Here is a 23,278-nt window from a genome sequence, read left to right on the forward strand (position 1 = left end):
CGGCATGTGACTTTGCCGGCAGCACGGCTGCTCTCCCTTAATTGGATACTTTGTATAGTTATCAAGTACTAAATCATTTTTAATGCATGCAGGACGAAGGAGGTATGATATGCTTTTCGGACAAATAAGCCTGGCTGTTGATTGCCGGTAAAGTAACAGTGAAGGTTGTAAGCTCGTTTGGGACACTTTTTACAGTTAGAGCACCTTGATGACGCAATACTATTTCGTTCGATAAATATAAACCAAGGCCAGTCGAACCCTGATTTTGATTGGCGATTCGATTCATATAATACCTCTCAAAAATGTGTTTCTGTTCTTCTTCGTTTATTCCTTTGCCTGTGTTGGCAATAGAAAAAATAACATGCTGCCCCGGCTGAGATACTGAAATTGTTATATCTCCTCCATGATTACAATACCTCACCGCGTTATCCAATAGATTTTCCACCACTTGCTGCATTCGGAAAACATCTATATGGCAGAAGGCTGGTTTGCTTGTATAAGTCAAATTGATTTTCATATTGTCGATTGCATTTCGGAAGCTATTAATGGTTTGGCCTACAACGATGGAGAGATCTTCAGATTTTTTATTAAAATCGACCTTATCATCTTCCAATCTGGAAATCAAGAATAATTCCTCGGAGAGGCGGCCGAGGTATTCGCATTTTTGCCGCATCCGTGGTATAAATTCTGCTGCTTTATCCGCATCTTTTTTCAAAGCGGCTTCCATCATGTCTAAAAATCCTATTAATACAGAAATAGGACTCCTGAGGTTATGGAACACATTTGCCAGTAGAATGACTTTTTTCTTATCCATATCGGTTAGCTTTTGATAAGCTATCGTTAGTTTCTCATTGGATGTTTGGATTTCCTGGGTTTTTTCGTCTACCATAGTTTCCAGGTTGTTATTAAATTGTTTAAGCGTGACGGTTAGCTCTTCTGCTTCTTTAAATTTTAATGCAAAAAGATCATGAATAACGATTGATATGGTTAATAAGTATATCATAACGCTATATTGACGAGGGTGGGCAAAAATGTCTGCAGAGCCGAATGGTAATATGCCATATCGTATACCTTGAAAGAAGATAATGCTTATTGAGAAGTACAGTATATAGCCTGTTAAAATCGTACCTGCCCCCCGTACCTTATTCCCAAATCCCTGGAACAGCAGCCATCCTTGTGCCCCGAAAATCATCATAGACAGAGCCTCTGTGACAACGCCAAGGAATTTAAATGAAACAAAAATCTGAGCTGCAACGTAAAAAAATATATATCCAGTCAACAAAAAGCGTATGGACTTATGTGCTTTTCTAGAAAGAATGTTCGGAATCAGTTGACAGCATGTCTCAAAATATAACAGTCGCTCGAGAGGCAAGAACAAATAACTAATGATAGGACGGCTTATATCTAAGTTAAATATATAACTAAGTGAGGAAAATCGACTGGAGAAAAAGTTGTGGATTAATAGACAGATTGTCATGGCCGATATGGAAAGCAAGTATTTTTCGCTTCGTTTTTGGAGATAAAGAACAATAACGTGTATCAGCAGGCACAAATAAAAGCCGATAGCAAAAAGATCCATGGCCATCCAAATACGGATTAACCGTTCCAGCTGCGCACCTGTGCCAATGAGCGGGCCATGAAAATCCCACCTGGGATAATTATTGCCTTCTTCGTAGCTTAAAATAAGCTCGGTCTGCCCATTGGGGAGCGGTATCATATCCTGAGTTGTTATACCTTCCGGATACATTTCCACACCATTCAGATATAAATCCATGCCATCTGGCAGGGGAAATAAAAGATAAAGTGGCTCTTTAGTATCTATAGTAATACTTATCCTTAATGTTGTATCTGCTAGCCTTCCGGCGTACTGCAGCGGCTTACCATAGAAAGGCTGAAAGCTTTCCAACTCCTGTGGATCCTGTACTCCATTAAATTGTTCCCACTGTCCGCCTAGCATGGATAGGCCTTGAGACATAACTGAATCGTCTACATAGGCCACGCCTTGATGGGCGATTACAGCAGGCATATTGCTGTTTATTTGCGCTAAAATCCAGATGGATAACGGGCAGAGCAGTATTAATACCAGAATGCCACCCCAATACTTTTTCTTCATAAGAGACTCCCCTTTACTTTTCCATAGAAATATTATACACTAAATTCCGGTGATGTGATAAAGGCTGTATTGCGAGGAGTTATCCAATGATTAATATTCTTTTAATTGAAGATGATTTAGATTTGCAAGAAATTATCAAATTTTACTTAGAACAAGAAAATAAATATAAAGTCACTGTCGCCCACTCAGCCGAAGATGCACTTCAGCTTGTGGATACGGAAATCTTCAATATTATTCTTTGCGATATCATGCTCCCAGGTATGGATGGGATCAATCTTTGTGCTCAATTGCGAAGAGCTATCTATTGTCCTATCATTTTTATTAGCTGCCTTGCGGACGAAGATAATATCATACATGCACTTAAAATGGGTGGCGATGACTATATTGTTAAGCCTTTTAGCTATAAGTTGTTAATCGCCCATATAGAGGCTAATCTGCGCCGGACTGACCAGAGCAGGCCGCGGGGGGAACGATTGCTCTGCGTTGAAGATTTTATATTGGATACACACGAACATACAATTGATGCCAATGGACAGCGCCATTACCTGTCACCTACGGAGTATGAAATACTATACTACATGATGAATAATCCAAATACAATTTTGGACATGGAGGAAATCTATCAATATATCTGGCATAGACCAAGCTATGGCGATACTCGCACGATTACCGTGCATATAAGCAATTTGCGAAAGAAGTTAGAACTAGATAGCAGTAAGCCCCGATATATTAAAACAGTGAGAAACTTAGGTTATATTTTTTGTCCAGATCCAGAGTGACGAAAACCCGGATTGGTATGAACCATTTATCCGGGTTTCTCATTACTTAATAAAGGTAGGTCAGCAGCATCTTAAACTGTTCTTTTGCTTCCAAAGCATGCGGTACATTGGCTGGCATGACCACAGATTCCCCTTTTTTGACAGAGAAGGTTTTCTCACCGATAGTGATCTCTGCGGTCCCGTCCAAGATCTGTAACAGGGCGTCTCCGGTCGCGCTGTGAGCGTTACCCGCTTCCCCCTGGGCCCCTTGGGCTATAGCAAACAATATAACGTTGATGTTGGGTAATTGGGCAATGATTAGGCTAACCAGCTGTCCGCTTTGATACTCCACCAAACTTTCCAGGTTCACGCTCTCCGCATTGGGTATATTCATGGTAAACTGGTTTTTCTCCAAATTAGCTCAGTCCTTTCTTGCGCTCTAAAATATTATGCCTCCCATGCCAGTTCTAAGTAGGGTTTCCTGCTGCTCGCTGAAGCGAGGCCTTGTGTCCTACCACTTTCTTGTAAACGTCATCCCAAGTTTTACAGGGAATAATGTTCAACTCGCTTTTGGGGTAATCTGTCTGACCATACAGAAAAATGGTTCCCTTATAACTGCTTGGTAAATAGTTGAAAATATCAAGGGTATCATCAATCAAACCGATTACTTGGGGATAGAGATAAGCTAATGTATCTGCCTTCCATTTCATTCCTTCTTCAAGCTTTAAATTGTTAGGCCTTGTTATCACCGGTTCATCAGGAAAAGCATGTTTCTTCAGCCATCTCTTTGTAGCATTTCTGATTGACGTCTGCCTTAAAGTAAGGTAACCTACAACAGGGATAACATGATTTATTTTCTCAACCGCTTTATCGGCGCCTTCAATAATCGGATATGCTTCCGCCATTGCTTCCGATTCCAGGGCTTGTAGCCCCCACTTTCGAATTTCTTCAATATTCCAAAAAGGAACATCATGAGCAATCATTCTTTCACATAATTCTTCTACTGATAGATTCTGGGGATTTCCATAGAGTTTTGCAAGTTCGCCGGCCATATAATAGATTGTCCATGAAAGTGTCTCATCAAGGTCTATTACCAATCCTTTCATTCCTTTGTCCTTCAGTTGTTTCTTGAAAGCAGCGATGTCAGCTTTCATTTGTTCAATCATTTGTTCCATCCTTTCTTCCGAGATTTTAAGATATCGTCTCGGCGCCTATAGTATTTCTACATACCCTTCAGAACCATTTAAACGAATTCTTTGGCCGTCTTTAATCAGCTTGGTAGCGTTTTCCACGCCCACGACCGCAGGCAGGCCGTATTCTCTGGCAACTACGGAACCGTGGGTCATCATTCCGCCCACTTCCGTCACTAAGCCCTTAATGGATACAAAAACCGGTGTCCAACTGGGGTCGGTAAATGTTGTGACCAAGATATCGCCTTCCTCTAAGGCGGCATCCTCTATTCTCAAAACGATCCGTGCCCGGCCTTCATAGGTTCCCGATGAAGCAGGTACACCCGCCAAAGCGCCTTTTGGGATGTTGCCGGTGTCGTATTCGCCGGACATAACCTCGCCTTCAGAGGTCATGATACGAGGAGGTGTCAATTTCGCATAGGTTTCGTATTCCTCTTTTCGCGACCTTATGATGCTGTAATCCAGCCGGTTTGTACGAACGGCTTCCCGGAGTTCCTCAAAAGACAGATAATAGATATCCTCCTTCTCCCGGATAACTCCCTTTTGCACGAGTTTAACGGCCTCCTTCAGCAGGGCCTGCTTGATAATCCAGTAATATCCGACCATGATATATTTCGGGTATTCTCGATAGCCGGCAAAATTGCGCAAAACGCTGATCTTCTCTCTGGCCTTTTTGGCTTTTTGTTTTCCGCCGGGCAACTGTTCTAAACGCTTTAAGATATCCCGTTCCTTCTGTTTTGCTTCCAGCCGGCCCTGTTCGGTTCTAGCGTTATGAGCACCAGGCTCAAAGTTTTTGATGTTGCTGAGAATCATGGGAACGAGGGCGGTCGGCTGTTCGCTGAATCGGGGCCTGGTGATATCGATCTCACCGGGGCAGCGCATGCCGTATTTTCCAAGATACACCCGTATGGATTTTCCGACGGCATTGCCGCCTTCCAACTTGGCCAGGTCCTCAAAAAAAGTTTCGTCATTGGCATTCTTAAAATACTCCATCACCGACGGATATTTCCGGACGACATCCGCCACATCCAACAGTTCCAGCCCCATTTCGGAGGTGACGTTGTTGACTACCGATTTGGAAAGCGAATCTGCAGCGTTTTTTTCGCCCAGCCACTTTTCCATGTTCTTATTGATCCAGCTAGACGCTAATGTTCCGGCGTAAACCACTCCCATGCTTTGCGGATCATACATTGCTTTTTTCAATTGCTTTTGCTCTTCTATAATAAAGTCAAACAGTTCGTCGCCGGACAATTTTGCTATCTTTTGCTGCAGATCTCTGTTAGACTCCTCGTTCCGGGACATCAGAGTCTGAACGACGGACGCGTCGTTGTTACGGAGCATCTTTATAATCTGAACGAGCAGCCCTAATGAAAAATACCCTTTACTCAAACTGGAGAATCCTTTGCCATCGCGTGCCAATGATTCTATAAAGTCTTTCCGTTTTATCAAATCCTTGACCGGGTTAAGCACTAGAGGATCGATTTTACCCAATGTAGCGAGTATTATTTTTCGTCCCATGGGGGAAGCCAAATCGTGTGCCAAATCGAAGTACAATCTTCCGCCGATATTAGTAAATGAAGTTTCTCCAAACCCTAGCTGAAAATAAGATAACCCCAATGGTTTCATGGCGTCAGTCATCATTTGCTGATGATTGAAAGACATATACACATGGTTTTTCCCATCCTGCACGTCCGGTATGGGGTATAGGGTGGTGATGGGACGACTCTGGACGACATAAAAGTTAAGGGGACACACCTCATCTAACTGGCCGGCTTCCGGGTCAGAGGAATGTCCACTGGCAAGACACCATTCGATATCCTGGGGACGACCGAAATAGGCCTCAATCGTCCTGCCCATGCACTCAAGCTGTAATATCTGTTCGTCTGTCAGCGTCTGCATATTCTGATGTTCGGCTTCGATCTTCCTCTCCTCTGTTCCTCCTTCTTTTAAGGCATAGATAGCCAGCTTCTTAGTGGATATCTTCCTATCAAAGATTCTGTCAGCACGTACCTTATAGTTATCTGCGTTTACCAGGCCGGAGACCAGAGCTTCACCCAGCCCAAAGCTTGCATCGATGGATGTAACCCTCCTGCTTCCCGTGATGGGGTCGGCAGTGAACATGATCCCCGAAGCCTCCGGGAATACCATCCGCTGGATGACCACAGACAGCTGAACCTTACGGTGATCGAAGCCATTCTGAATGCGGTAGGTCACAGCACGGTCGGTAAACAGCGATGCCCAGCACTTGCTGATGTGTCTCAAGATAGCTTCCTTTCCGATGATGTTCAGATATGTATCCTGCTGTCCTGCAAAGGAGGCTGTCGGAAGGTCCTCCGCTGTAGCGCTGGAACGTACCGCATAGGCATTTTTTTCACCAAGCTGTTCAAGCTGACGGATAATCTCATTATCGATGTCTTTCGGAATAGCGATTCCTTCGATGACCTTCCGGATTTTTGCGCTGATTTCACCAATACCTTCCCTATTGTCTACTTTTAGAAGAGACAACCGATCCAGCAGTGAATTAAGCTCCTCGTTATTCCCAATAATTTCTTTATACGCGACCGTAGTAACGCAAAAGCCCTCTGGTACTTGTATTCCATTTAGTACGGATAATTCCCCCAGGTTGGCGCCTTTGCCCCCGACCAGCGCAAGCTTGGTTTTATCGATTTCCCTAAACCTGAGTACATATGGATTCATACATATTCCCCTTTCTATTTATTTTTAATGTCAAACCGGCCAGGTAATCATATCTGTCAATCCTTAGACACTGCAATTCCTTCCTTGATAATTTTGATAGCATCATCTAGGTTCTTTAAATACCTTTCCTTATCTGACCCGTTCCTGAAATACTCATTTAAATTGAATGTGGAAATCATATTTATAACAAGTTCAGAATCAACTTCAGGTTTGATGAGGCCGCGCTCTTTATCACTCTCAAGCATTTTTACATATCTGTCAGTGGATGTTTTACGGATTTTCTTAATAAATTCACTGTTATCTATCTCCATCAGCATCGCTGCCTCGACATATCCCGGTTTTACTTCTCCTCGTTCAAGGAATTCTCTGGTTCTAAGCTTAATAACTTCAAAAACGTCTGCATCCGGATCCATTCCTTTTATATGGCTGAGTATTTCTGTCTTCTCTTTTGAAACTTCTTCTATCATATAGAGATAGAGGTCTTCTTTATTATCAAAATATTGATAGAAACTACCCTTAGGTATACCTGCATTCTTGATGATCTGATTAAGGGATGCTTGGCTGAAAGTCCGGATTGAGAACTCCTGCAAGGCAGCGTCGAATATTCGGCCTTTTTTTTCATCACTCAAATTATAAAAAGTACTTTTGGGCATAAATTTCGTCCTCCTTTAGTAAATAGGCAGTTATATTATTTATAAAGAAATTTACTTCTCGGTATGCGACCACGTGGTCATATCATAAGTTTATTGTACGACCACGCAGTCACATTGTCAATACCTTTGGCTTTCATATGTATCAATGTTTATCAGTAAGGCAAAATAATTAAAAAACCTATTGCAACCGACGTAACGTCAGGTTATATAATTTACTTGTCGACAAATAAATCGTATGAAACGAGGTGAAAAGATGTCAAAAACCTCTTGGAAAATTGGTGAGCTTGCAAGCCAGTGTGGAATAACAGTAAGAACACTGCACCATTACCACCAAATAGGTCTGTTAGTGCCCTCTGAATTTACCGAAGCTGGTCATAGGCTTTACACAAAGGCTGATGTATCAAAACTTCAGCAGATATTATCTCTAAAACAATTGGGACTTTCATTAGAGGAAATCTATAATTTTATTAAAAATCCTAATTATAATCCTATGCTCGTAATTCAAGCTCAACTTGAAATCATAAATGAACAGATAAAGTTAAAGGAAAAACTGCGCCATGAGCTTGAACAACTACAGACACTACTGTCATTTAACCAAAATATAAGTGCAGACCAATTATTAAAAATAATGGAGTTGATTCGAATGAATGAAGGTAATTATTTGACACCAGAGCTGGTCGAAAAGTTAAGAGCTTTCCTCAATAGCCTTACGGAAGAAAAAAAGCTATCTCTGAAAAAGATGCAGCCGCTCGCTGATGGGACACAAAAACATGCTTTACAGAAAATGATCTCAAAATAGCATGGCATGCGGACGATATCAATCTATAAACAAACGCATTTCGTTGCGGAGGTGTTTTCGAGGGGTAGCAGTACGTACTGCCGACGGGTGGAGGTTCAGAGAATTAACGTCGCGTATTATGTGGCGAACAGGTGCGTGTCTGAACCACTATGGCCAGGATTGGAATCCAAGCAACTAATCAAAGAATTGGGACAAGAAATGTGCTTCTTGTCCCAATTTTACCGTTCCAAAATCACTACATATAATGGTCAACTTGTTCATTTGCCCTTCAAACCACTATTCGTAATCAGAACTACACGCTCCACGCGCCTTGAGGATACAAAAAAGATGCCTCTGAAACTGGTGGGATCTTGGCGTGGAATATCTTTTAAAACTGCAGATTAAAAACTTACTGCTCCATGAGACAAACATTTATCGCCCAAGTTGAGTCAGCCGTTGGCAGAGTTACTGCCCTCAGTGAAGTAATATAAATCATTTTTTAAATAAAATCTAATTTAAACCTTCCTGAATATTAACCCAAAAATTTCGGAAAGGGAACTGATCAGAAAAATATGCTTCAAATTTAGTCTCATAACTGCCATCTAATACTTTTTCAATATGAAAAGCAGGCCATTGTGTCAAGTAACGCTTCTCCTCTTTCGAAAATGTCTTATCCGGCAGGGCCAGATGAAATACAAGCATAGCAAGTATAAATACAGCCGGAAGCATACATGCTATATTCTGTATAATGGAAGAGCTTTTTTGGTTATTTATCCGCATATCAATCCTCCATGTTAGAACCGGAAATATATAAAAGGGTTGTAGGTTGAACCAACCATATAGGCTGTTGAAAAAAACATCAGTACACAATAGTACACATTTGCTGCTGCTCTGTAAATATTGAAATAGCTCCGTTTAAATAATAATGCCAGTTTCTTCGGCCAAGGTGAAGCGGCAATCATGCAAGCAATATAAAGGTATGCATAAATATTTAGCTTTGCAATTACTTGGTTATCGAAAGCCACATTGCCCCCGGCTCCAAACATTATCCGCAGAAAACTCGCCATATCCGTCAGATTGGTAAATTCAAAAATCACCCAACCTATAATAACAGATAGCAATAAGTATATGTGGCGGACAGCCTTTGGCCATCTTGCCATGCTTTTCTGCAAGAACATTTTTTCAATTAATATTAAAGCTCCAAAATAAAGCCCCCACAAAACAAAATTCCAGCTTGCGCCATGCCACAACCCTGTAAGAAACCATATGATGACCATATTCCGTACCAGTTTCATCTTACCGGAACGGCTCCCGCCAAGAGGAATATATACATATTCCTTAAACCATGATCCGAGGGAGATGTGCCACCTCCGCCAAAATTCCGAGACACTTAGAGAAGTATATGGATACCGGAAGTTTTCCCTGAAACGGAATCCAAACATTTTTCCCAATCCGATAGCCATATCCGAATAACCACTGAAATCGAAATAAATCTGCAATGTGAAAGCAATAATCCCCGCCCATGCCATGAACACTGAAATTTCTGTATATGGCATGGCTTTTACTTCAACCCACAGTGAACCTATATTATTTGCAAGAAGCACCTTTTTTGCCAGACCGCACAGGAAGCGCCGTACCCCGGAGCAAAATTTTTTGATTGAGTGTCTCCTGTCAACCATCTGTGATTCAATGTCGGCATAGTTCACAATAGGTCCTGCCACCAGCTGCGGGAACATAGAAATGTAAAGGGCAAAAAGAGTCAGGCTCTTCTGCGGCTTTATTTTTTTCCTGTAAACATCAATCGCATAAGACAGTATCTGAAAGGTGTAAAACGAAATTCCTACGGGAAGCACAGGTGTTCCCGCATTAAAATTCCAACTTCCGATCGATGATATTGTACTTATGATCATGCCGAAGTATTTAAAAAAGATAAGGAAGCCTAAATTGAAAACCAGGCTTATTAATAGAAAAATCTTCTTTTTCCGCCTGCCGGTGTCATCTCTTCCAAAGAGAGTTCCTATACAGTAATTAATCATTATGGAACCGCACATCAATAACACATAGACCGGTTCTCCCCATGCATAGAAAAACAGGCTTGCAGCAAGCATGACAATATTTTTCAAATTCTTTCCTGACAAATAATATAAAATTGCTATGACCGGCAAAAAAGCAAATGTAAAAAACAGACTGCTGAAAACCATACGCCCCTCCGCTATAACATTTCAGAAAGCTTATCCAGCCACAGCTGATAAAACTCTTTCTTAAAATGAATGCCATCTTCGGCAAACAAACCGGGGGTTTTCTCTGCCAATGACCCTATGTCAGCATAATTAACTGTTAAATTACCCGACAGTTCCTTCAAAAGCTCGTTATATTCCTCTATTCTTTCATAGCGGGGTTCTTGTTTTATCGCCTCCTGTGTTACGGGAGTTATAGATTGGATATATATTTTGCAATTGGGCAAATCCCCTTTTATCTTGTTAATCAGTTTTGTTAAATCCTTCCTGAACAATTCTTTAGGGTCATCCACAGGCATGAGCAGGTCGTCCGATCCTAGCATGATAAAGACGTTGTCCGGATTCTTTTCAACCAAGGCATCAACATCGTCATAGGTAAAGCCGGCAGTAGCTCCCGCCCCTGCTATTACCCATTCCTGAGGAAGGATTTCATTAACAGCAAAGCCCTCGGTAATGGAATCTCCGACGAAGACACTGTTTTTAAAATCAGCTGTAACATCTTTCTCGTCATTTATATCCACGCAGGCAGTCATACCAGTCACAAGAATACCTATCATGAAACTAATCATTATTTTTTTCATAAAATACCTCTTTCTTTATTTAATACACAGATATTACAGCAGCAAAATGCAGAACAAGTGCAGATAAGATAAAAATCAGATACTATTTTTATTTTAATTTTCCGCACAACAAAAGCCGTGAAGCATCCTTCACAGCTTTTTATGATAAAATATCAAAAATACAGACAGTGCTTTATGGTTGTTGTACCGGCAGTGAAAAGAAAAAACGGACGCCATCTTTCGTATTTTCCACACCATAAATTGAATGGTGAAGCTCAAGTATTTCCTTGGAAATGGAAAGTCCAAGACCTGTACCGGCTTTTGATGTCCTCTCCTCGACACGGTAGAATTGATTCCATATCTTTTTCGCATCCTCTTCTGATATAGGGTTACCTTGATTTTCTACGCTGATTTCGGCTGTCTGTTCATTGCATCTTACGGCAACTACGATTTCATGTCCATTTTTTGTATGCCTGATTGCATTACTCAGAAAATTAGTAACAACACGGCTGATTAGCCCTTTATGCCCAATTACCGTTTGGGAACAAAGTCTTAATGTTAGAGAAAGATTTTTCTCATGTATCTGCTCATCCAGCGAACTGCATACTTCGGCAATCACTTTATCTATTTCAAAAGGAGCCATTTCAGGCTTATAGGTGCCGGATTCAAACTTAGCCAGATCCAACATATTTACGACCAGCAAATCCATCCGCTGTATTTCGCCTTCCATCGCCTGAAAGTAATGTTCCTTTTTTTCGGCTGCAATTCCGTCTTTTAAAATAGATAGACAGCTTTTCATAACTGCAAGAGGAGTCTTCAGCTCATGAGATACTCCTGAAATAAATTCCTTCCGGGTATTTTCCAGTTGCTTCTCTTTATCGAGATCCTGTTTAAGCTGGTCAATATATGTTTCCATCTGACTCGACAGGTAATTGATATTTTGGGATAACTGGCCAATTTCATCCTCTGAACGAACCGGCAGCTTTTCTGAAAAATCCATGCTTGCTATTTTCCCTGTTATATGATTGATGGATAACAGAGGTTTCGCCAGCCACCTCATAAAAATAAATGCCAAAAATATAATACACAAAAAAGTAAATCCAAAATAGTAAGGATAAAATTGCCGTATAACCGATATTGCTTCATCTACCGGCTGAAGGGAGGTCATTGCAAAAATATATCCCGCTGCCCCATTTTCAATAACCGGTTCAATTATTACCTTGTATTCCGCAAAATTTTCTGTTGCACTAAGCTCTTCTGTATGCTCAAGGAGTTTTGCATCATTAGCCAATAGGGCAGCCTGAAATTCTTTTACTTTTTCTAAAAAATATCGTTCATTGTAAGGAAAGGGAATATATGTCCGTTCTTCCGGAAATACGGTCTTCATTATCGTTCCCTTGTATAAACCGGTATCAAGGTGGCTGTAAGCTTTATCGGCGTCAGGCCCATGCAGCTTGTTTGCAATGCTTAAATTTACGACTCCCGACAAATCAGTCTGTATCAGATAAGGTATCCTTTCATCTGCAATATTTACTGTGTCAATAATTACATCGTCCCCGACCTTTAATGAGGAGAGTGTATCGGAAGAAAATTCTCCTTCGAAGGGATACATTGGTATTCTCAAATCACTTTGGGATTCATTCTCCAATTTCACTTCGATATAGTAATTCTCCACATCGCAGATACGCCCATATTCATCCAGTTTAATAATCCATATGCGGTTGTTTTTATATAGTTCCCCGGATGCTGTTTCAGTTCCTTTTTTCGCTGTCAGGCTTAAATACTCGTTCATATGAATTTTGAGAGCATCTGTCTTCCTATTTATATAATATTTCTCGAAAAAGTAATTTTGTGTGATTCCAACGAACAAAAACATCGCAGAAAATAACAGCACTGTCAGCACAAACCATTTAAAAACAATGCTCTTTTTCATAGATGTTCCTCTTCAAATCTATACCCCATACGGATAACCGTGACAATGCAGCTGCCTTTACCGCCCAGCTTAGCACGCAGATTTCTGATATGGCTGTTTATTGTCTTTTCGTCACCATAAAAATCATAACTCCATATCTTAGTGATTAGCTGCTCCCTGGTGATTACAATCCCTTTATTTTGCATTAAGTAAGCGAGAATTTCAAATTCCGTGTGAGTCAAATTAATTATATCGCCATCTACAGAAACAAGTCTTGCACCCATATTTATAACAATCCCGCCGGTTGATGTCAGCATTCCATCCATAGTAACCGGGGATTTTTCAAGAAACCGCTTCACTTTTGCCATAAGAACACGGGGACTATATGGCTTAATCAGATAATCATCCGCTCCCAACTCATATCCAAGTAGAGAATCATCCTCATCTGAACGCGCGGTCAGAATTATTATAGGGATTCCTGAATTTTTACGTATTCTGCGGCATACTGACCAGCCGTCAATCTTCGGCAGAACAATATCCAATATAACTAGGTCAACCGAATTCGACAGAAACAGTTCTAATGCCCTTTCACCGTCTGAGGCCTCCAATACCTGATATCCGTCCTCGATTAGATAATCGGCAATCACTTCACGTAAAATATCTTCGTCTTCAACGACCAATATTTTATTCATCCCATACCTCCGTCAGCGTCCTTACAAACTTAATTTGTACGGAATTTATCCTATTTTTTTATTCTACATCTTTTTTATATACTCAATAGCTATCTGGATGGCATATTATTTATGACACAGCTGTTGGTGAAACCGGAGTTTTTAATTTAAATACAGGCTGTACTTCTCCTACTTTTTGATTTAAGGAGTTTATGATATCTATCATATGAAAAGATTTAAGAGCCATCTCTTCTTGAGCATTTATATAACCTAATTGATTCAGTACTTCCATGACGGCACATGAAAGCACCCTCATATTACCGTCTTCAATTTTTACAGCAATGCCAATACCGTGCTCTAAAATGCCAATGCAATAAACTGAATCTGCCCCTAACTTTCCTATCATCTTCCCATGTGTATGCTTAATTAATTCCGTACAAAAACCGTCTGTGCCTGCAATCATTTCAGGGTATTCCAGCATGGCTCCTACAACGGAATCTACAGCATTCCTCCTGACAGTATCAAATATGGATGAATGGGCAAGCTTAGCAAAAGACAATGCCATATTATATAAGGGAATTTCAACAACAGGTACTCCGCACCCGTCAATGCCGATACCGATATCTTCTTTATCAACTTCGCAGACTTCCGATATACTCTTTAGCATCATCTGCTGCAAAGGATGCTCCAATTCATTATAGGTCGACAGTTCATATCCCTTTAATTTAGATATAGCAAGCATCCCTGCATGCTTGCCGGAACAATTATTATATATCCGGCGTTTGGAATTACCGGTTTTGATTAAAGCTTCCGAAACCTTTTCATTAATAGAGTAGGTCGGTCCGCATAACAGATTTTCTTCTTGTAATCCCAGTTTCTTTAGTATTGATGCAATTGTATCAACATGAAATTGTTCAGCATAATGTGATGCACACATTAAAGCCAATTCCTTCTGGCTTATATCATATGAACTTGCTGCTCCGGATTCAATAACTGACAGTGCTTGGATTGGTTTCGCGCATGAGCGCATAAATGTTCTTTTGTTTGGATCACCCAAATAAGCAATTATATTTTTTTTATAGTCAACAATAACAATATCGCCCCTATGAATGTTCTCCACTTTGTTTCCCCTTGTTCCATGTAATAAAATTTCTGACATGACAATTCCTCCGTTAAATATTTTTACATATCATCCGAGCTTATGTAATTTTATTGCAGAATCATAATAAGGTAATGTATACTATAGGATATATATTGTTTACATTAGCATACAGTTTATTAACTATAGTATGCAATAGTTTTACGTAGAACACAATATATGCGGAGGAAAAATGGATAATTTAATTATTTTGATTGGAAATAACCTGTCAAAAATACGCAAGGAAAGAGGGCTCAGTTTAGATCAGGTATCCTCTTTGACCAGGGTGAGTAAGGGCATGTTATCTCAAATAGAAAAAGGGCAAAAAACGCCTAGCGTAACTATTTTGTGGAAGATTGCCAGCGGTCTTAAAGTATCAATTTCAGAGCTAATGAAAAATAACCAATCGCATATTGAGATAATATCTCTCGATAAATCGGAGCTGTTAATTGAAGATGGCGGCAGGTACAGATCCGGCTCTTTTCTGCCTTTTGATGCAGATACTAAATTTGAAGTCTTAAAAATGGAGCTTGAACCAGGATGTGTTCACAGGTCAAATCCACATACAAAAGGTGTAAAGGAGTATGTGCTTGTATCTACAGGTTGTTTAGAGATGGAAATTGAAGATGCCGTTTATAAGGTTTGTAGCGGGGAAGCTATCGTGTTTCAAGGAGATATATATCATACCTATAAAAATAGCGGCAACGAGTTAGTCAACACCTTTATATTAATTTATTATCCTAGCTGATCTTTACTTTATTATCGGTGTCAGATCACCCCAATAATTCCAAATTAAGAAATATGAAGTATTATTTCAAGTATAATATTGGCAGAAACCTGTTGGCTCATCAAAATAAAGAATATTAAAATGATCTATAAAATTAAATTTATCAAAACGTGCGTAAATTTCAGCTAACTATTGCTTTTAAAATTAATCAAAGAGAAGGAAGACCTGATGCAGTCTTTCCTCCCCTTCTGAGATATTTTTATAGCTGGTTAGCATATTCTTGTATTCTGTTCGATCTTAGTGTCGTAAGTTACCGAAGCAAGGCCTTTCCAATATAAACCCTTTTTTGATTGCCGCTTCTATTAGATTGATTCCCTTTTTTCTGATTCAAATAGTGCCTTCTCAAAGGCGTTGACTAAACTACATAAATAATTGGCACATTGTTTAGTTTTTCCGAAAGCTGCTCTCTCAAAAAATGTTCACCTTCATCTCGAATATTTTCGCGGTAACAATATTTTCCCCTTCCACGCCCTGTCATCAGCTCTTGATCAAAGAGCTCTATCGCTTTGGGGAAAGCTTCCCTGTTTATAGCACGATGCACATAACTATATGTCATAAAAATAATTTCAATAAAGAGCTGCTGCTTTGTTCTTGGTGATAGCCGGTCCGACAGCTGTTCAATCAGCTGCTTATACAGTTCCTTCCAATTATCTACAAGAATGACCGGAGCAATTAGCAGCCCTGTTCTGTATCCCGCATCGCTCATTCGATTCAGCGCATCGATTCTCGAAGTTAAAGGCGATGTGCCAAACTCAATCCTCTGGATTATTTCGTGTGGATTAACGCTCATGCGCATTATGATCCGTCCACGGTGGTTCAGCGGAAGTAAAGGCTCTACCATATTAAATTTGGTCGGAAATGTGAGAAAGCCGCTTTTACTTTTAGAAAATTCTTCGATGGTCCATTCCAGATTTTGCGTAATGGTATTTTCCAATACCAGGTCGCTGTTGCTGCCGATTTCAAAAACAAGGTCTTTTTCCGAATCGCTTGCCGTTTTTATTAATTTTCTCATCATCTGCTCCCGGTTCACAAACAACCTGAGATAAGAGCATTTGTTGTAATTGCATACCAAATAACAATAAAGACACATGGCGCTGCAGCCAGACGAGGTATACGGTACTAAAAAATCGGATACCTTATGATTAGGCGTGTATTTGAGTGATTTTCTGACCCCTATAATCAGGTGCCTTTTCATTCTGGGAAATTCCTGATTTTCATTTTTGCGCAATTGTTCAATGTTGTTATGGCTTTCAATTGGAATCCATGGAAGCTGCTCAAACTTTTTCTGCATTTGCCTGCCCAACTCATAATCAATCACTGCGGGTTCGTAAAAAATCTTGTCCGGATACAATATATTCTTCTCCTTTTAGCTCACTTTAGAATAGTATTACCAAAGTATATAAAAAAAATCGAAGACTTATAGCACCCGGCAATAATTGAATTTATTCACTTATAGAATTTTACGCATTATAAGGTCTGTTTGTTCTTCATCTCCCATAAAAAAAGAGTGCGTACCGATTTCCTCAAATCCATTCTTTTTATAAAACAAAATAGCTTTATCGTTTTTTTCCCAAACGCCAAGCCATAGGTATGATTTTTTTCGCATTTTTGCTATATCGATAGCCTTATTAATTAAAACCCCTCCTAAACCTTTGCCTTGAAATTCGTTTGCTATATATATTCTTTCTATTTCTATTGATTGTAAATCATTTATATCTGTTTGTGCCGCAGACTCATTTAATTTCAAGTAGCCTGCCAATTCCCCGTCAGCATAGAGGAAATAAAATAATGAATTACTGTCCGCTAATTCTCCTCTAAGTTTATTCACATCAAAAGCCTCTTCTAAATAAGCCTTCATATTTGATGATGTATTCATGTTAATGTAGGTTTCATTAAATGTTCTATAAGAAAAGTTTTGAAGTGTATAAATATCATCTGAAACACATTGTCTGAAAGTTATATTCATTCTTTATGCAGCCTCCTATAATGATTCAATATCGCATCCTTAAATGTTAAAATATCAATTGAATATATCTGATTATAAAAGTGCTTCAATTTGCTTCTTTGACTTTTTATCTAATATTTCACCAGATAGCGCCTTCAGAATAAAGCTTTCTATTTCATCTGTTTTTAATACCTTTCTGATTAGGAGAAGTGCATTCAATATATCAAGCAGTATAGATTTACGCATCGTTTCTTTAACACCCATGAGATTAAAGAAAATAAGTCTTTTGGCTATTTTATCACTTAAACTGGGCTTATATGTCACTATCTTACCTAATGACTGAATACACTGGCGTATGGTTATAGGCTTTTCGTCATTCAAAAGCTCAAGATATTCCTCAATGGCGTCTTCTATCTTGTTTTCTGAATCCCATTTTACGTTTTCAGCAATAAGCATAAGTCCGATACTCCTCTGGTAAGAATTATCGCTTTTCAGCTTACTCCGGAAGTTATCCCAGTATGGATAGACATCATCAAAAAATAATGACCGATTTTGAAGCAGGAGGAATGCTTGATATCTTATATTATCGTCTTTTAAAGGCAACAATTCTATAAGCTTGGAAATATCATCTTTGTCCATAACTTTTGATGCTTCCTGTAAACCGCTTTTATCGATTGACATCATGCTTTCTATTGTAAACATTTTTATCCCCCAATCAAATAATATAAATAATGTATCCTTTTCTTTATTTTTTTCTTTTCTTTACGACAGCCGTAATCCAATTCGGAGCATAGGCGGAAGTACAGCCCTTTGATACTTTCAAATCCTTATACACTCCTAAAGCTTCGCCAAGAGTTATACACCGCTCTGTAAATTGCGGATAGCGTATTCCTATTCCGCACAAGGCGTGATTCATTGCCCATTGTTTCCCTGGAGTCGCAGTCTGCAGTTCTGCTTTGATTGTTGTAAGAAGCTCCTCCAGCACATCATTTGTTAATTTGCCGCCGGATACCTTATGCACAATCAGATTCCAGCCTGCCCGCCCTAAGTTGTCCTTACCAGATTCCGACCATTCTTTTGCAAGAATATCTGCATCTTTGTGGCCGCCGACAACTTCACCGATAAACTTATCAATAATATCAGAATACGTTAATTGAGAAACCATACTCCGTATTTCATCTAAGGTCAGTTTCTTTACATCAAACATCATGCATGCAAGCCATTGCGCCTCTGTGTTTCCACTCTGCCAAAGTTCTAATGCCAGCTCATGATTTGTCCCTAATTTGCCTGCCAGTTTCCGCAGTTCGCCCAGTAAAACGCCGTATGTATTTTCACCTGCACCGTTCTTTATATACATCTGTTTTCGTTTTTCGTTACCTAAGCCGCGAAGCATTGTAAGTATCTCATTTTTCGTGATTTTTATCACTCCCCTAAATTATACCCTTTACTATATCATCTTAAAATGTTCATGGTATTTTCCCGCCAAATATGGCCTACAAAAAAAGATGCCATTGGTTTTCCCCATGTAAAAGTATCAAGAATGTCTGGAGATTTTCATGACTTCAGTCAAGGTTTTTTAATATCTCACGGTAACGCATGGTTCCCATATCACTTGGTTCTCCCTTTTTGCAGAAGGAAAGTCCGGCTAAATTCCGATTAAGCCGCTCCACTGCAATGTTGCCGTCCACCAATTTTGATTGCAAAATCCCAAGGGCATCTAAAAACCGCTGATCACGCTTTGCCCTGTCATAGAAAGAGAGCACATAGACATAAACAAAGAGGTTGTAATTAGCAAAAGGATACTCGACCTGCATAAACAGCGTGCCAATTCCATAATGACAAGGGTCGAGAGGCATGCGGGTCGTCCAATGTTCAAGCAGGAATTCCACGGCTCTGTCAAGAGCTTGTTCTTTATTGAGTAAACCTGTAAATCGAAAAGCATTAAGCGCTGTCAGCGTCGGGCCGGGATTGGAAAAATCTGTTTCCGCGCCTCTCCCGAAACTGAATTTATTACACCGCCAGCCGCCGTCACTGTGCTGTATTTCCAAGAGGTGATCAAAGGTTTTTCGAAGCCTTGAGTCTGAAGCATAGCCTAAATGGCAAAGAAGGTTAGCGGCATTAATGGTATTGCAGGGATAGATTGCACCTTGCGGGGATAACTTAAACCTCCCGTCCTCTCTCCATGAGCTTAAAAACAAGTCGGCAATCTTCATTAATACAGGATCGGAAGGCTCCATGCCCAATTCCAACAACATAAACCCACAGTTAAGGGCAGAAAAAGGGCTTCCCTTACATAAGCGCTTGTCGGGAGTCGTCCAATAATCAGCGCCATTATCATAGCGTTTTGCCAGTATGGCATCAATGTCAGATTGATATTGTTCTGCTATAGCCATTGTTATTCAACCTCCTTACTCATGTTAGTATAAAAAGTTTCTCTATTTTGGCCCATAAAGTTTATATGAAAAATAGTAGGAAAGATTTAAGGGCAGAGTCCACCATAAACCTGCTGTTGATTTGCTTAATCTTTTTCCAGTGCTTTTTAGAGAATAGAACTGACTGTTTACCCGCTTAAAGCCTTCCAACAATTCGTCACAAGTCATATTTTTAGGTTTAAAAACAACATCTCTTCTCCCGTTGTATTTACTCCAGTCATATGTCAATATTCTTCCTTCACTTTCAAGGCGCTTGAATAAAGGAGTACCCGGATAGGGAGTAAGCACGTTGAAGGTAGCATTTTGAACTCCGGCAGCTTCAAGGAAAGTCATGGTTTTACCAAAAATACTTTTGTCGTCTTCATCAAAGCCGAAAATAATCCCTACTTGCACAGATATTCCATAGGAGTGGATTTTTTTAATGATTTTATAATAATCTTCGACTCTATTGAAGGATTTATTGGCGTGATCCAGGCTTATCTGAGATACTGACTCCAATCCCAGAAATAGCTGCTTGCAGCCGCTTTTTGCAGCCAATTCCAATAGTTCATCATTCCATCCTGCGTGAATACTGGTCTGACTGCTCCACCATTTTTTATAAGGGGCTATGGCCTTGAAAAGGTCTTTGGCATAATTAGGGTCAGCTGCAATATTGTCATCCCAGAATATAATAACTTTCCCCTCGAAAGAACCGTATTCCCTTGCAACTTCTGCAACCGGCCTTTTTCTGAAGTTGCTGCTATACATTATTGCTAAAGCACAGAACTCGCATTTATTAGGACATCCACGGGTTGCAAACATAATGCCGCCGGAGTGATCCCTTCTGTGAAACAAATCTTTGCGAGCCATAGGCAGGTTAATAAGGGAAGAGGGATTCTTCTGTTCATATCGCTTCTTAAACTGCTTATTCTCAAAGTCTGCCAGGAATTCTTTCCACGTATCTTCTGCTTCGCCTATAAATACGGCATCGGCATGATTTTCAGCTTCATCCGGCAGCAGGGATACATGAGGACCACCCATTGCTACAGGTATCCCTCTTTTTCTAAATTCTGCAGCTATTTCATACACATGGTTGGCACTTGGCGTATGAAAGGTTATACCCACTAAATCTACTTCTATATTAAAATCGATCCTTTCCTGGCCTTCATCTATATGCTCAACTTCCCAATTAGCAGGGGTTAGTGCTGCCAGGTAAGGCATCGTAACCTGTTGAAAATTTATAACCCTCGTTTTTCTGATTTGTCTTATTTCATGGGCTGAAGCTGTAATAAGCAATAATTTCATATGGTAACCTCATATTCGATAACTTGATTTGTGTAATTCAATGTAGAAGCATATGGAATTTCCGACAGTGCAATAGGCATACCGGTGTGTTGGAATTTCCCATGAATGAAATCCTCTTAGTCAAGATAATAATTTCTCAATGTCTGAAATCCATTCTGCTATTATTTTAGAGTGTTCTTCCAGCTTATTTTTATTTTTTTGATATCCATGCAGTAATTTCAATTGGTGTTTCCAAGAATTTTTAAGCTTATCAAAGAATACCCTATCCAATAGCTGGCGGACAATCATTCATCTTAATATAGTTATCAATCTCCCTTAATTTTTCTAAAACCTGTTCTGCGGATTGACCCATATTTTTCTTAAAATCTCTGAAAACCCATTGCCGCTCAAATATATTCATTACTTTCCATCCGTTATATTGTTCCTCAAAGGTTTTCAGGATCTTATCAAAAATATCCTTTTTCAAATCAGTTACCGTATTAAGTATCTTCTGATCTTCTGAATTATCAGCATGAATCAAATTATAATCCATCACACCTGAATAGTGCCTATCTCCTGTCTGTGATAATTTTTGGCATTCAGGACAGATAGAGCAAAACCAACACCGGCGCTTTCTGCATCTATAATGTGCCGGCTGTTCATTTGATAAAACTCATCTGTACTTATTTTCATACTCCCGTCAACAATTTCGATTGCATTCATTGCTGTTTCTGTTTTTACCAGCCCCGGGCCGATGGCATAAACGTGTATATTTGTATTCTCAAGTTCTATGGATAAAGTATTGCTGAGTTCAACCTGTGACGTTTTAAAAACCTCGTAAGCGCCATGTAGGGGGAAGCACTGGAAGATGAGACAAAAACAACGGTACCGCTGTTGCGTTTTTTCTAATAACATTTTGTTTCCCCCATCGTCTAATATTAAATATTATACAAGCTCAGTTTATCATAAAAGGTGCTTAAGAAAAAGAACTCAGACTGCGTGAGTTCAAGTCCATTTTGCTTTTCATTAAATTGCGCCTTTCGGGGCAATTCCTTTAGAATCGGCCATGAAGTTACTTCTGTACTATCTGAATAAGGTTACCGCATGTATCATCGAAGACAGCTATTGTGACTTTGCCCATTTCTGTGGGTTTCATAGTAAATTTCACGCCCTTTTCCATTAACCGTGTGTATTCTTTGCGGATATCTTCAACGCCAAACATTGTTGCCGGAATGCCATCGGCAAATATCTTCTTTTGATACTCCTTTGCGGCAGGATGGTCATTCGGTTCAAGTAAAAGCTCGGTACCATCTTTATCATCGGGAGAAGCAACTGTTATCCACCTGAATTCTCCGGCGCGTTCATCCTCTTTTTTCACAAACCCCAGCTTTTCTGAATAAAACTCCAGTGCCTTGTCTTGATCTTGTACAAATATACTGGCAACAATGATTTTCATATTTTTTTCCTCCTTTGATATTGGTGATGCATGGTGCTCTGTAACAATCTGGCTGCAAGCAAAATAACTCACACATTCGTTAAGGTTCTGTTTCGATTCTGTTACTTGGTTTATTAAATTACTCTATCCATCCTTTCAGCAAGTTTTTAAGCGGTTCATTGTCGAACATAAGTACTCGATATTTCCCCTTTCGTTTTGATTTTACCAGCCCTGCATCATCCAATGCAGATAGATGTTTAGATATCGCCTGCCGAGAAATGTTAAGGTTGTGCTTAGTAATTAGACGTGCCGTAAGTTCATACAACGTCTGCTCGTTGCGTTCGGATAGTTCGTCTAATATAAGCCGCCGGGTCGAGTCGGCAAGGGCTTTAAATATAGCGTCTTTGTTTCTATCCATATATCTATTATAAGCAACTGTACGGTTGCATGTCAAGTATAAGCAACCGTATAGTTGCACGATAAAGGAATCGTATCACAAATCTTAACAAGTTAAAGCCGAGTAACATATGATTGATGTTCCTATAAATGACCTTTTGCTTTTAAAATGATAAGCGCAAGTAGACTTCCAAAATTTAAGCGGTGTGATATAATGCACTTGGTAGTTTTCGCATGCTGTACGGGAGCAAATTCATATCTGTTTAGAAAAAATTTATATTTTTTACTCTGAAAATTTATGTGTTCAGGCTAT

Annotated in this window: 24 protein-coding genes; 3 read left to right on the forward strand and 21 right to left on the reverse strand. The window is 39.7% G+C overall.

What is annotated here, in order from left to right; all coding sequences use genetic code 11:
• Positions 1–79: 79 nt before the first annotated feature.
• Positions 80–2,113: a sensor histidine kinase gene (locus OXPF_RS12435; protein ID WP_054875527.1), complete on the reverse strand. Its 2,034-nt coding sequence runs from the start codon at positions 2,111–2,113 to the stop codon at positions 80–82.
• Between the two features lie 86 nt (positions 2,114–2,199).
• Here OXPF_RS12435 and OXPF_RS12440 point away from each other — a divergent pair, with 86 nt between their 5' ends.
• Positions 2,200–2,892 carry a response regulator transcription factor gene (locus OXPF_RS12440; protein ID WP_054875528.1) on the forward strand — a complete coding sequence of 231 codons (693 nt, stop codon included), beginning with the start codon at positions 2,200–2,202 and terminating at the stop codon, positions 2,890–2,892.
• Between the two features lie 46 nt (positions 2,893–2,938).
• Here the strand turns inward: OXPF_RS12440 and OXPF_RS12445 are convergent, their stop codons facing one another.
• From OXPF_RS12445 to OXPF_RS12460, 4 genes are read right to left on the reverse strand one after another with little or no spacing between them, the layout of a single operon-like run.
• Complete coding sequence (locus OXPF_RS12445) at positions 2,939–3,286, reverse strand: cupin domain-containing protein (protein ID WP_083479904.1); 348 nt, start codon at positions 3,284–3,286, stop codon at positions 2,939–2,941.
• Positions 3,287–3,338: 52 nt separating this feature from the next.
• Positions 3,339–4,037 carry a S41 family peptidase gene (locus OXPF_RS12450; protein WP_242854399.1) on the reverse strand — a complete coding sequence of 233 codons (699 nt, stop codon included), beginning with the start codon at positions 4,035–4,037 and terminating at the stop codon, positions 3,339–3,341.
• A 45-nt stretch (positions 4,038–4,082) separates the two neighbouring features.
• The gene (gene ppsA, locus OXPF_RS12455; RefSeq protein ID WP_054875530.1) at positions 4,083–6,758 is read right to left on the reverse strand and encodes a phosphoenolpyruvate synthase; all 2,676 of its coding nucleotides are present in this window, start codon (positions 6,756–6,758) and stop codon (positions 4,083–4,085) included.
• A 56-nt stretch (positions 6,759–6,814) separates the two neighbouring features.
• Positions 6,815–7,411 carry a TetR/AcrR family transcriptional regulator gene (locus OXPF_RS12460; RefSeq protein WP_054875531.1) on the reverse strand — a complete coding sequence of 199 codons (597 nt, stop codon included), beginning with the start codon at positions 7,409–7,411 and terminating at the stop codon, positions 6,815–6,817.
• Between the two features lie 253 nt (positions 7,412–7,664).
• Here OXPF_RS12460 and OXPF_RS12465 point away from each other — a divergent pair, with 253 nt between their 5' ends.
• Positions 7,665–8,210 carry a MerR family transcriptional regulator gene (locus tag OXPF_RS12465; protein WP_054875532.1) on the forward strand — a complete coding sequence of 182 codons (546 nt, stop codon included), beginning with the start codon at positions 7,665–7,667 and terminating at the stop codon, positions 8,208–8,210.
• Between the two features lie 489 nt (positions 8,211–8,699).
• Here OXPF_RS12465 and OXPF_RS12470 read toward each other — a convergent pair whose 3' ends face one another.
• From OXPF_RS12470 to OXPF_RS12495, 6 genes are all read right to left on the reverse strand, one after another.
• Entirely contained in the window at positions 8,700–8,969 is a 270-nt protein-coding gene (locus OXPF_RS12470) for a DHHW family protein (protein ID WP_054875533.1), read from the reverse strand.
• Between the two features lie 14 nt (positions 8,970–8,983).
• Complete coding sequence (locus OXPF_RS12475; RefSeq protein WP_054875534.1) at positions 8,984–10,390, reverse strand: MBOAT family O-acyltransferase; 1,407 nt, start codon at positions 10,388–10,390, stop codon at positions 8,984–8,986.
• Positions 10,391–10,401: 11 nt separating this feature from the next.
• Complete coding sequence (locus OXPF_RS12480; protein ID WP_054875535.1) at positions 10,402–11,007, reverse strand: GDSL-type esterase/lipase family protein; 606 nt, start codon at positions 11,005–11,007, stop codon at positions 10,402–10,404.
• Between the two features lie 172 nt (positions 11,008–11,179).
• Positions 11,180–12,919 (reverse strand): sensor histidine kinase, encoded by a 1,740-nt coding sequence (locus OXPF_RS12485; RefSeq protein WP_054875536.1) that lies wholly within the window; start codon positions 12,917–12,919, stop codon positions 11,180–11,182.
• Entirely contained in the window at positions 12,916–13,590 is a 675-nt protein-coding gene (locus OXPF_RS12490; protein ID WP_054875537.1) for a response regulator transcription factor, read from the reverse strand. Before OXPF_RS12490 ends, OXPF_RS12485 begins: the two co-directional genes overlap by 4 nt.
• Positions 13,591–13,699: 109 nt before the next feature.
• Positions 13,700–14,728 carry an asparaginase gene (locus tag OXPF_RS12495; RefSeq protein ID WP_054875538.1) on the reverse strand — a complete coding sequence of 343 codons (1,029 nt, stop codon included), beginning with the start codon at positions 14,726–14,728 and terminating at the stop codon, positions 13,700–13,702.
• Between the two features lie 172 nt (positions 14,729–14,900).
• Between OXPF_RS12495 and OXPF_RS12500 the strand changes: the two genes are divergently transcribed.
• Positions 14,901–15,455 (forward strand): helix-turn-helix transcriptional regulator, encoded by a 555-nt coding sequence (locus OXPF_RS12500; protein WP_054875539.1) that lies wholly within the window; start codon positions 14,901–14,903, stop codon positions 15,453–15,455.
• Positions 15,456–15,849: 394 nt separating this feature from the next.
• Here the strand turns inward: OXPF_RS12500 and OXPF_RS12505 are convergent, their stop codons facing one another.
• The 10 genes from OXPF_RS12505 to OXPF_RS12550 form a co-directional block, all read right to left on the reverse strand.
• Complete coding sequence (locus OXPF_RS12505) at positions 15,850–16,845, reverse strand: SPL family radical SAM protein (RefSeq protein ID WP_201779716.1); 996 nt, start codon at positions 16,843–16,845, stop codon at positions 15,850–15,852.
• A 99-nt stretch (positions 16,846–16,944) separates the two neighbouring features.
• Positions 16,945–17,460, reverse strand: coding sequence for a GNAT family N-acetyltransferase (locus OXPF_RS12510; RefSeq protein ID WP_054875541.1), 516 nt, complete (start codon positions 17,458–17,460; stop codon positions 16,945–16,947).
• A 72-nt stretch (positions 17,461–17,532) separates the two neighbouring features.
• Positions 17,533–18,141, reverse strand: coding sequence for a hypothetical protein (locus tag OXPF_RS12515; protein ID WP_054875542.1), 609 nt, complete (start codon positions 18,139–18,141; stop codon positions 17,533–17,535).
• Positions 18,142–18,184: 43 nt separating this feature from the next.
• Entirely contained in the window at positions 18,185–18,865 is a 681-nt protein-coding gene (locus OXPF_RS12520) for a DNA alkylation repair protein (RefSeq protein ID WP_242854400.1), read from the reverse strand.
• 136 nt (positions 18,866–19,001) lie between these two features.
• Complete coding sequence (locus OXPF_RS12525) at positions 19,002–19,832, reverse strand: prenyltransferase (protein ID WP_054875543.1); 831 nt, start codon at positions 19,830–19,832, stop codon at positions 19,002–19,004.
• A gap of 42 nt (positions 19,833–19,874) precedes the next feature.
• Positions 19,875–21,155, reverse strand: coding sequence for a B12-binding domain-containing radical SAM protein (locus OXPF_RS12530; RefSeq protein ID WP_054875544.1), 1,281 nt, complete (start codon positions 21,153–21,155; stop codon positions 19,875–19,877).
• 262 nt (positions 21,156–21,417) lie between these two features.
• Entirely contained in the window at positions 21,418–21,687 is a 270-nt protein-coding gene (locus OXPF_RS12535; protein ID WP_054875545.1) for a hypothetical protein, read from the reverse strand.
• Positions 21,687–22,049, reverse strand: coding sequence for a hypothetical protein (locus OXPF_RS12540; protein WP_054875546.1), 363 nt, complete (start codon positions 22,047–22,049; stop codon positions 21,687–21,689). Before OXPF_RS12540 ends, OXPF_RS12535 begins: the two co-directional genes overlap by 1 nt.
• 157 nt (positions 22,050–22,206) lie before the next feature.
• A complete protein-coding gene (locus OXPF_RS12545) occupies positions 22,207–22,590 on the reverse strand; it encodes a VOC family protein (RefSeq protein WP_054875547.1) in 384 nt (127 codons plus the stop codon).
• Positions 22,591–22,708: 118 nt separating this feature from the next.
• The gene (locus tag OXPF_RS12550) at positions 22,709–22,987 is read right to left on the reverse strand and encodes an ArsR/SmtB family transcription factor (protein ID WP_054875581.1); all 279 of its coding nucleotides are present in this window, start codon (positions 22,985–22,987) and stop codon (positions 22,709–22,711) included.
• Between the last annotated feature and the right edge of the window lie 291 nt (positions 22,988–23,278).

The sequence above is a fragment of the Oxobacter pfennigii genome, assembly GCF_001317355.1.
Lineage (GTDB): Bacteria > Bacillota > Clostridia > Clostridiales > Oxobacteraceae > Oxobacter > Oxobacter pfennigii.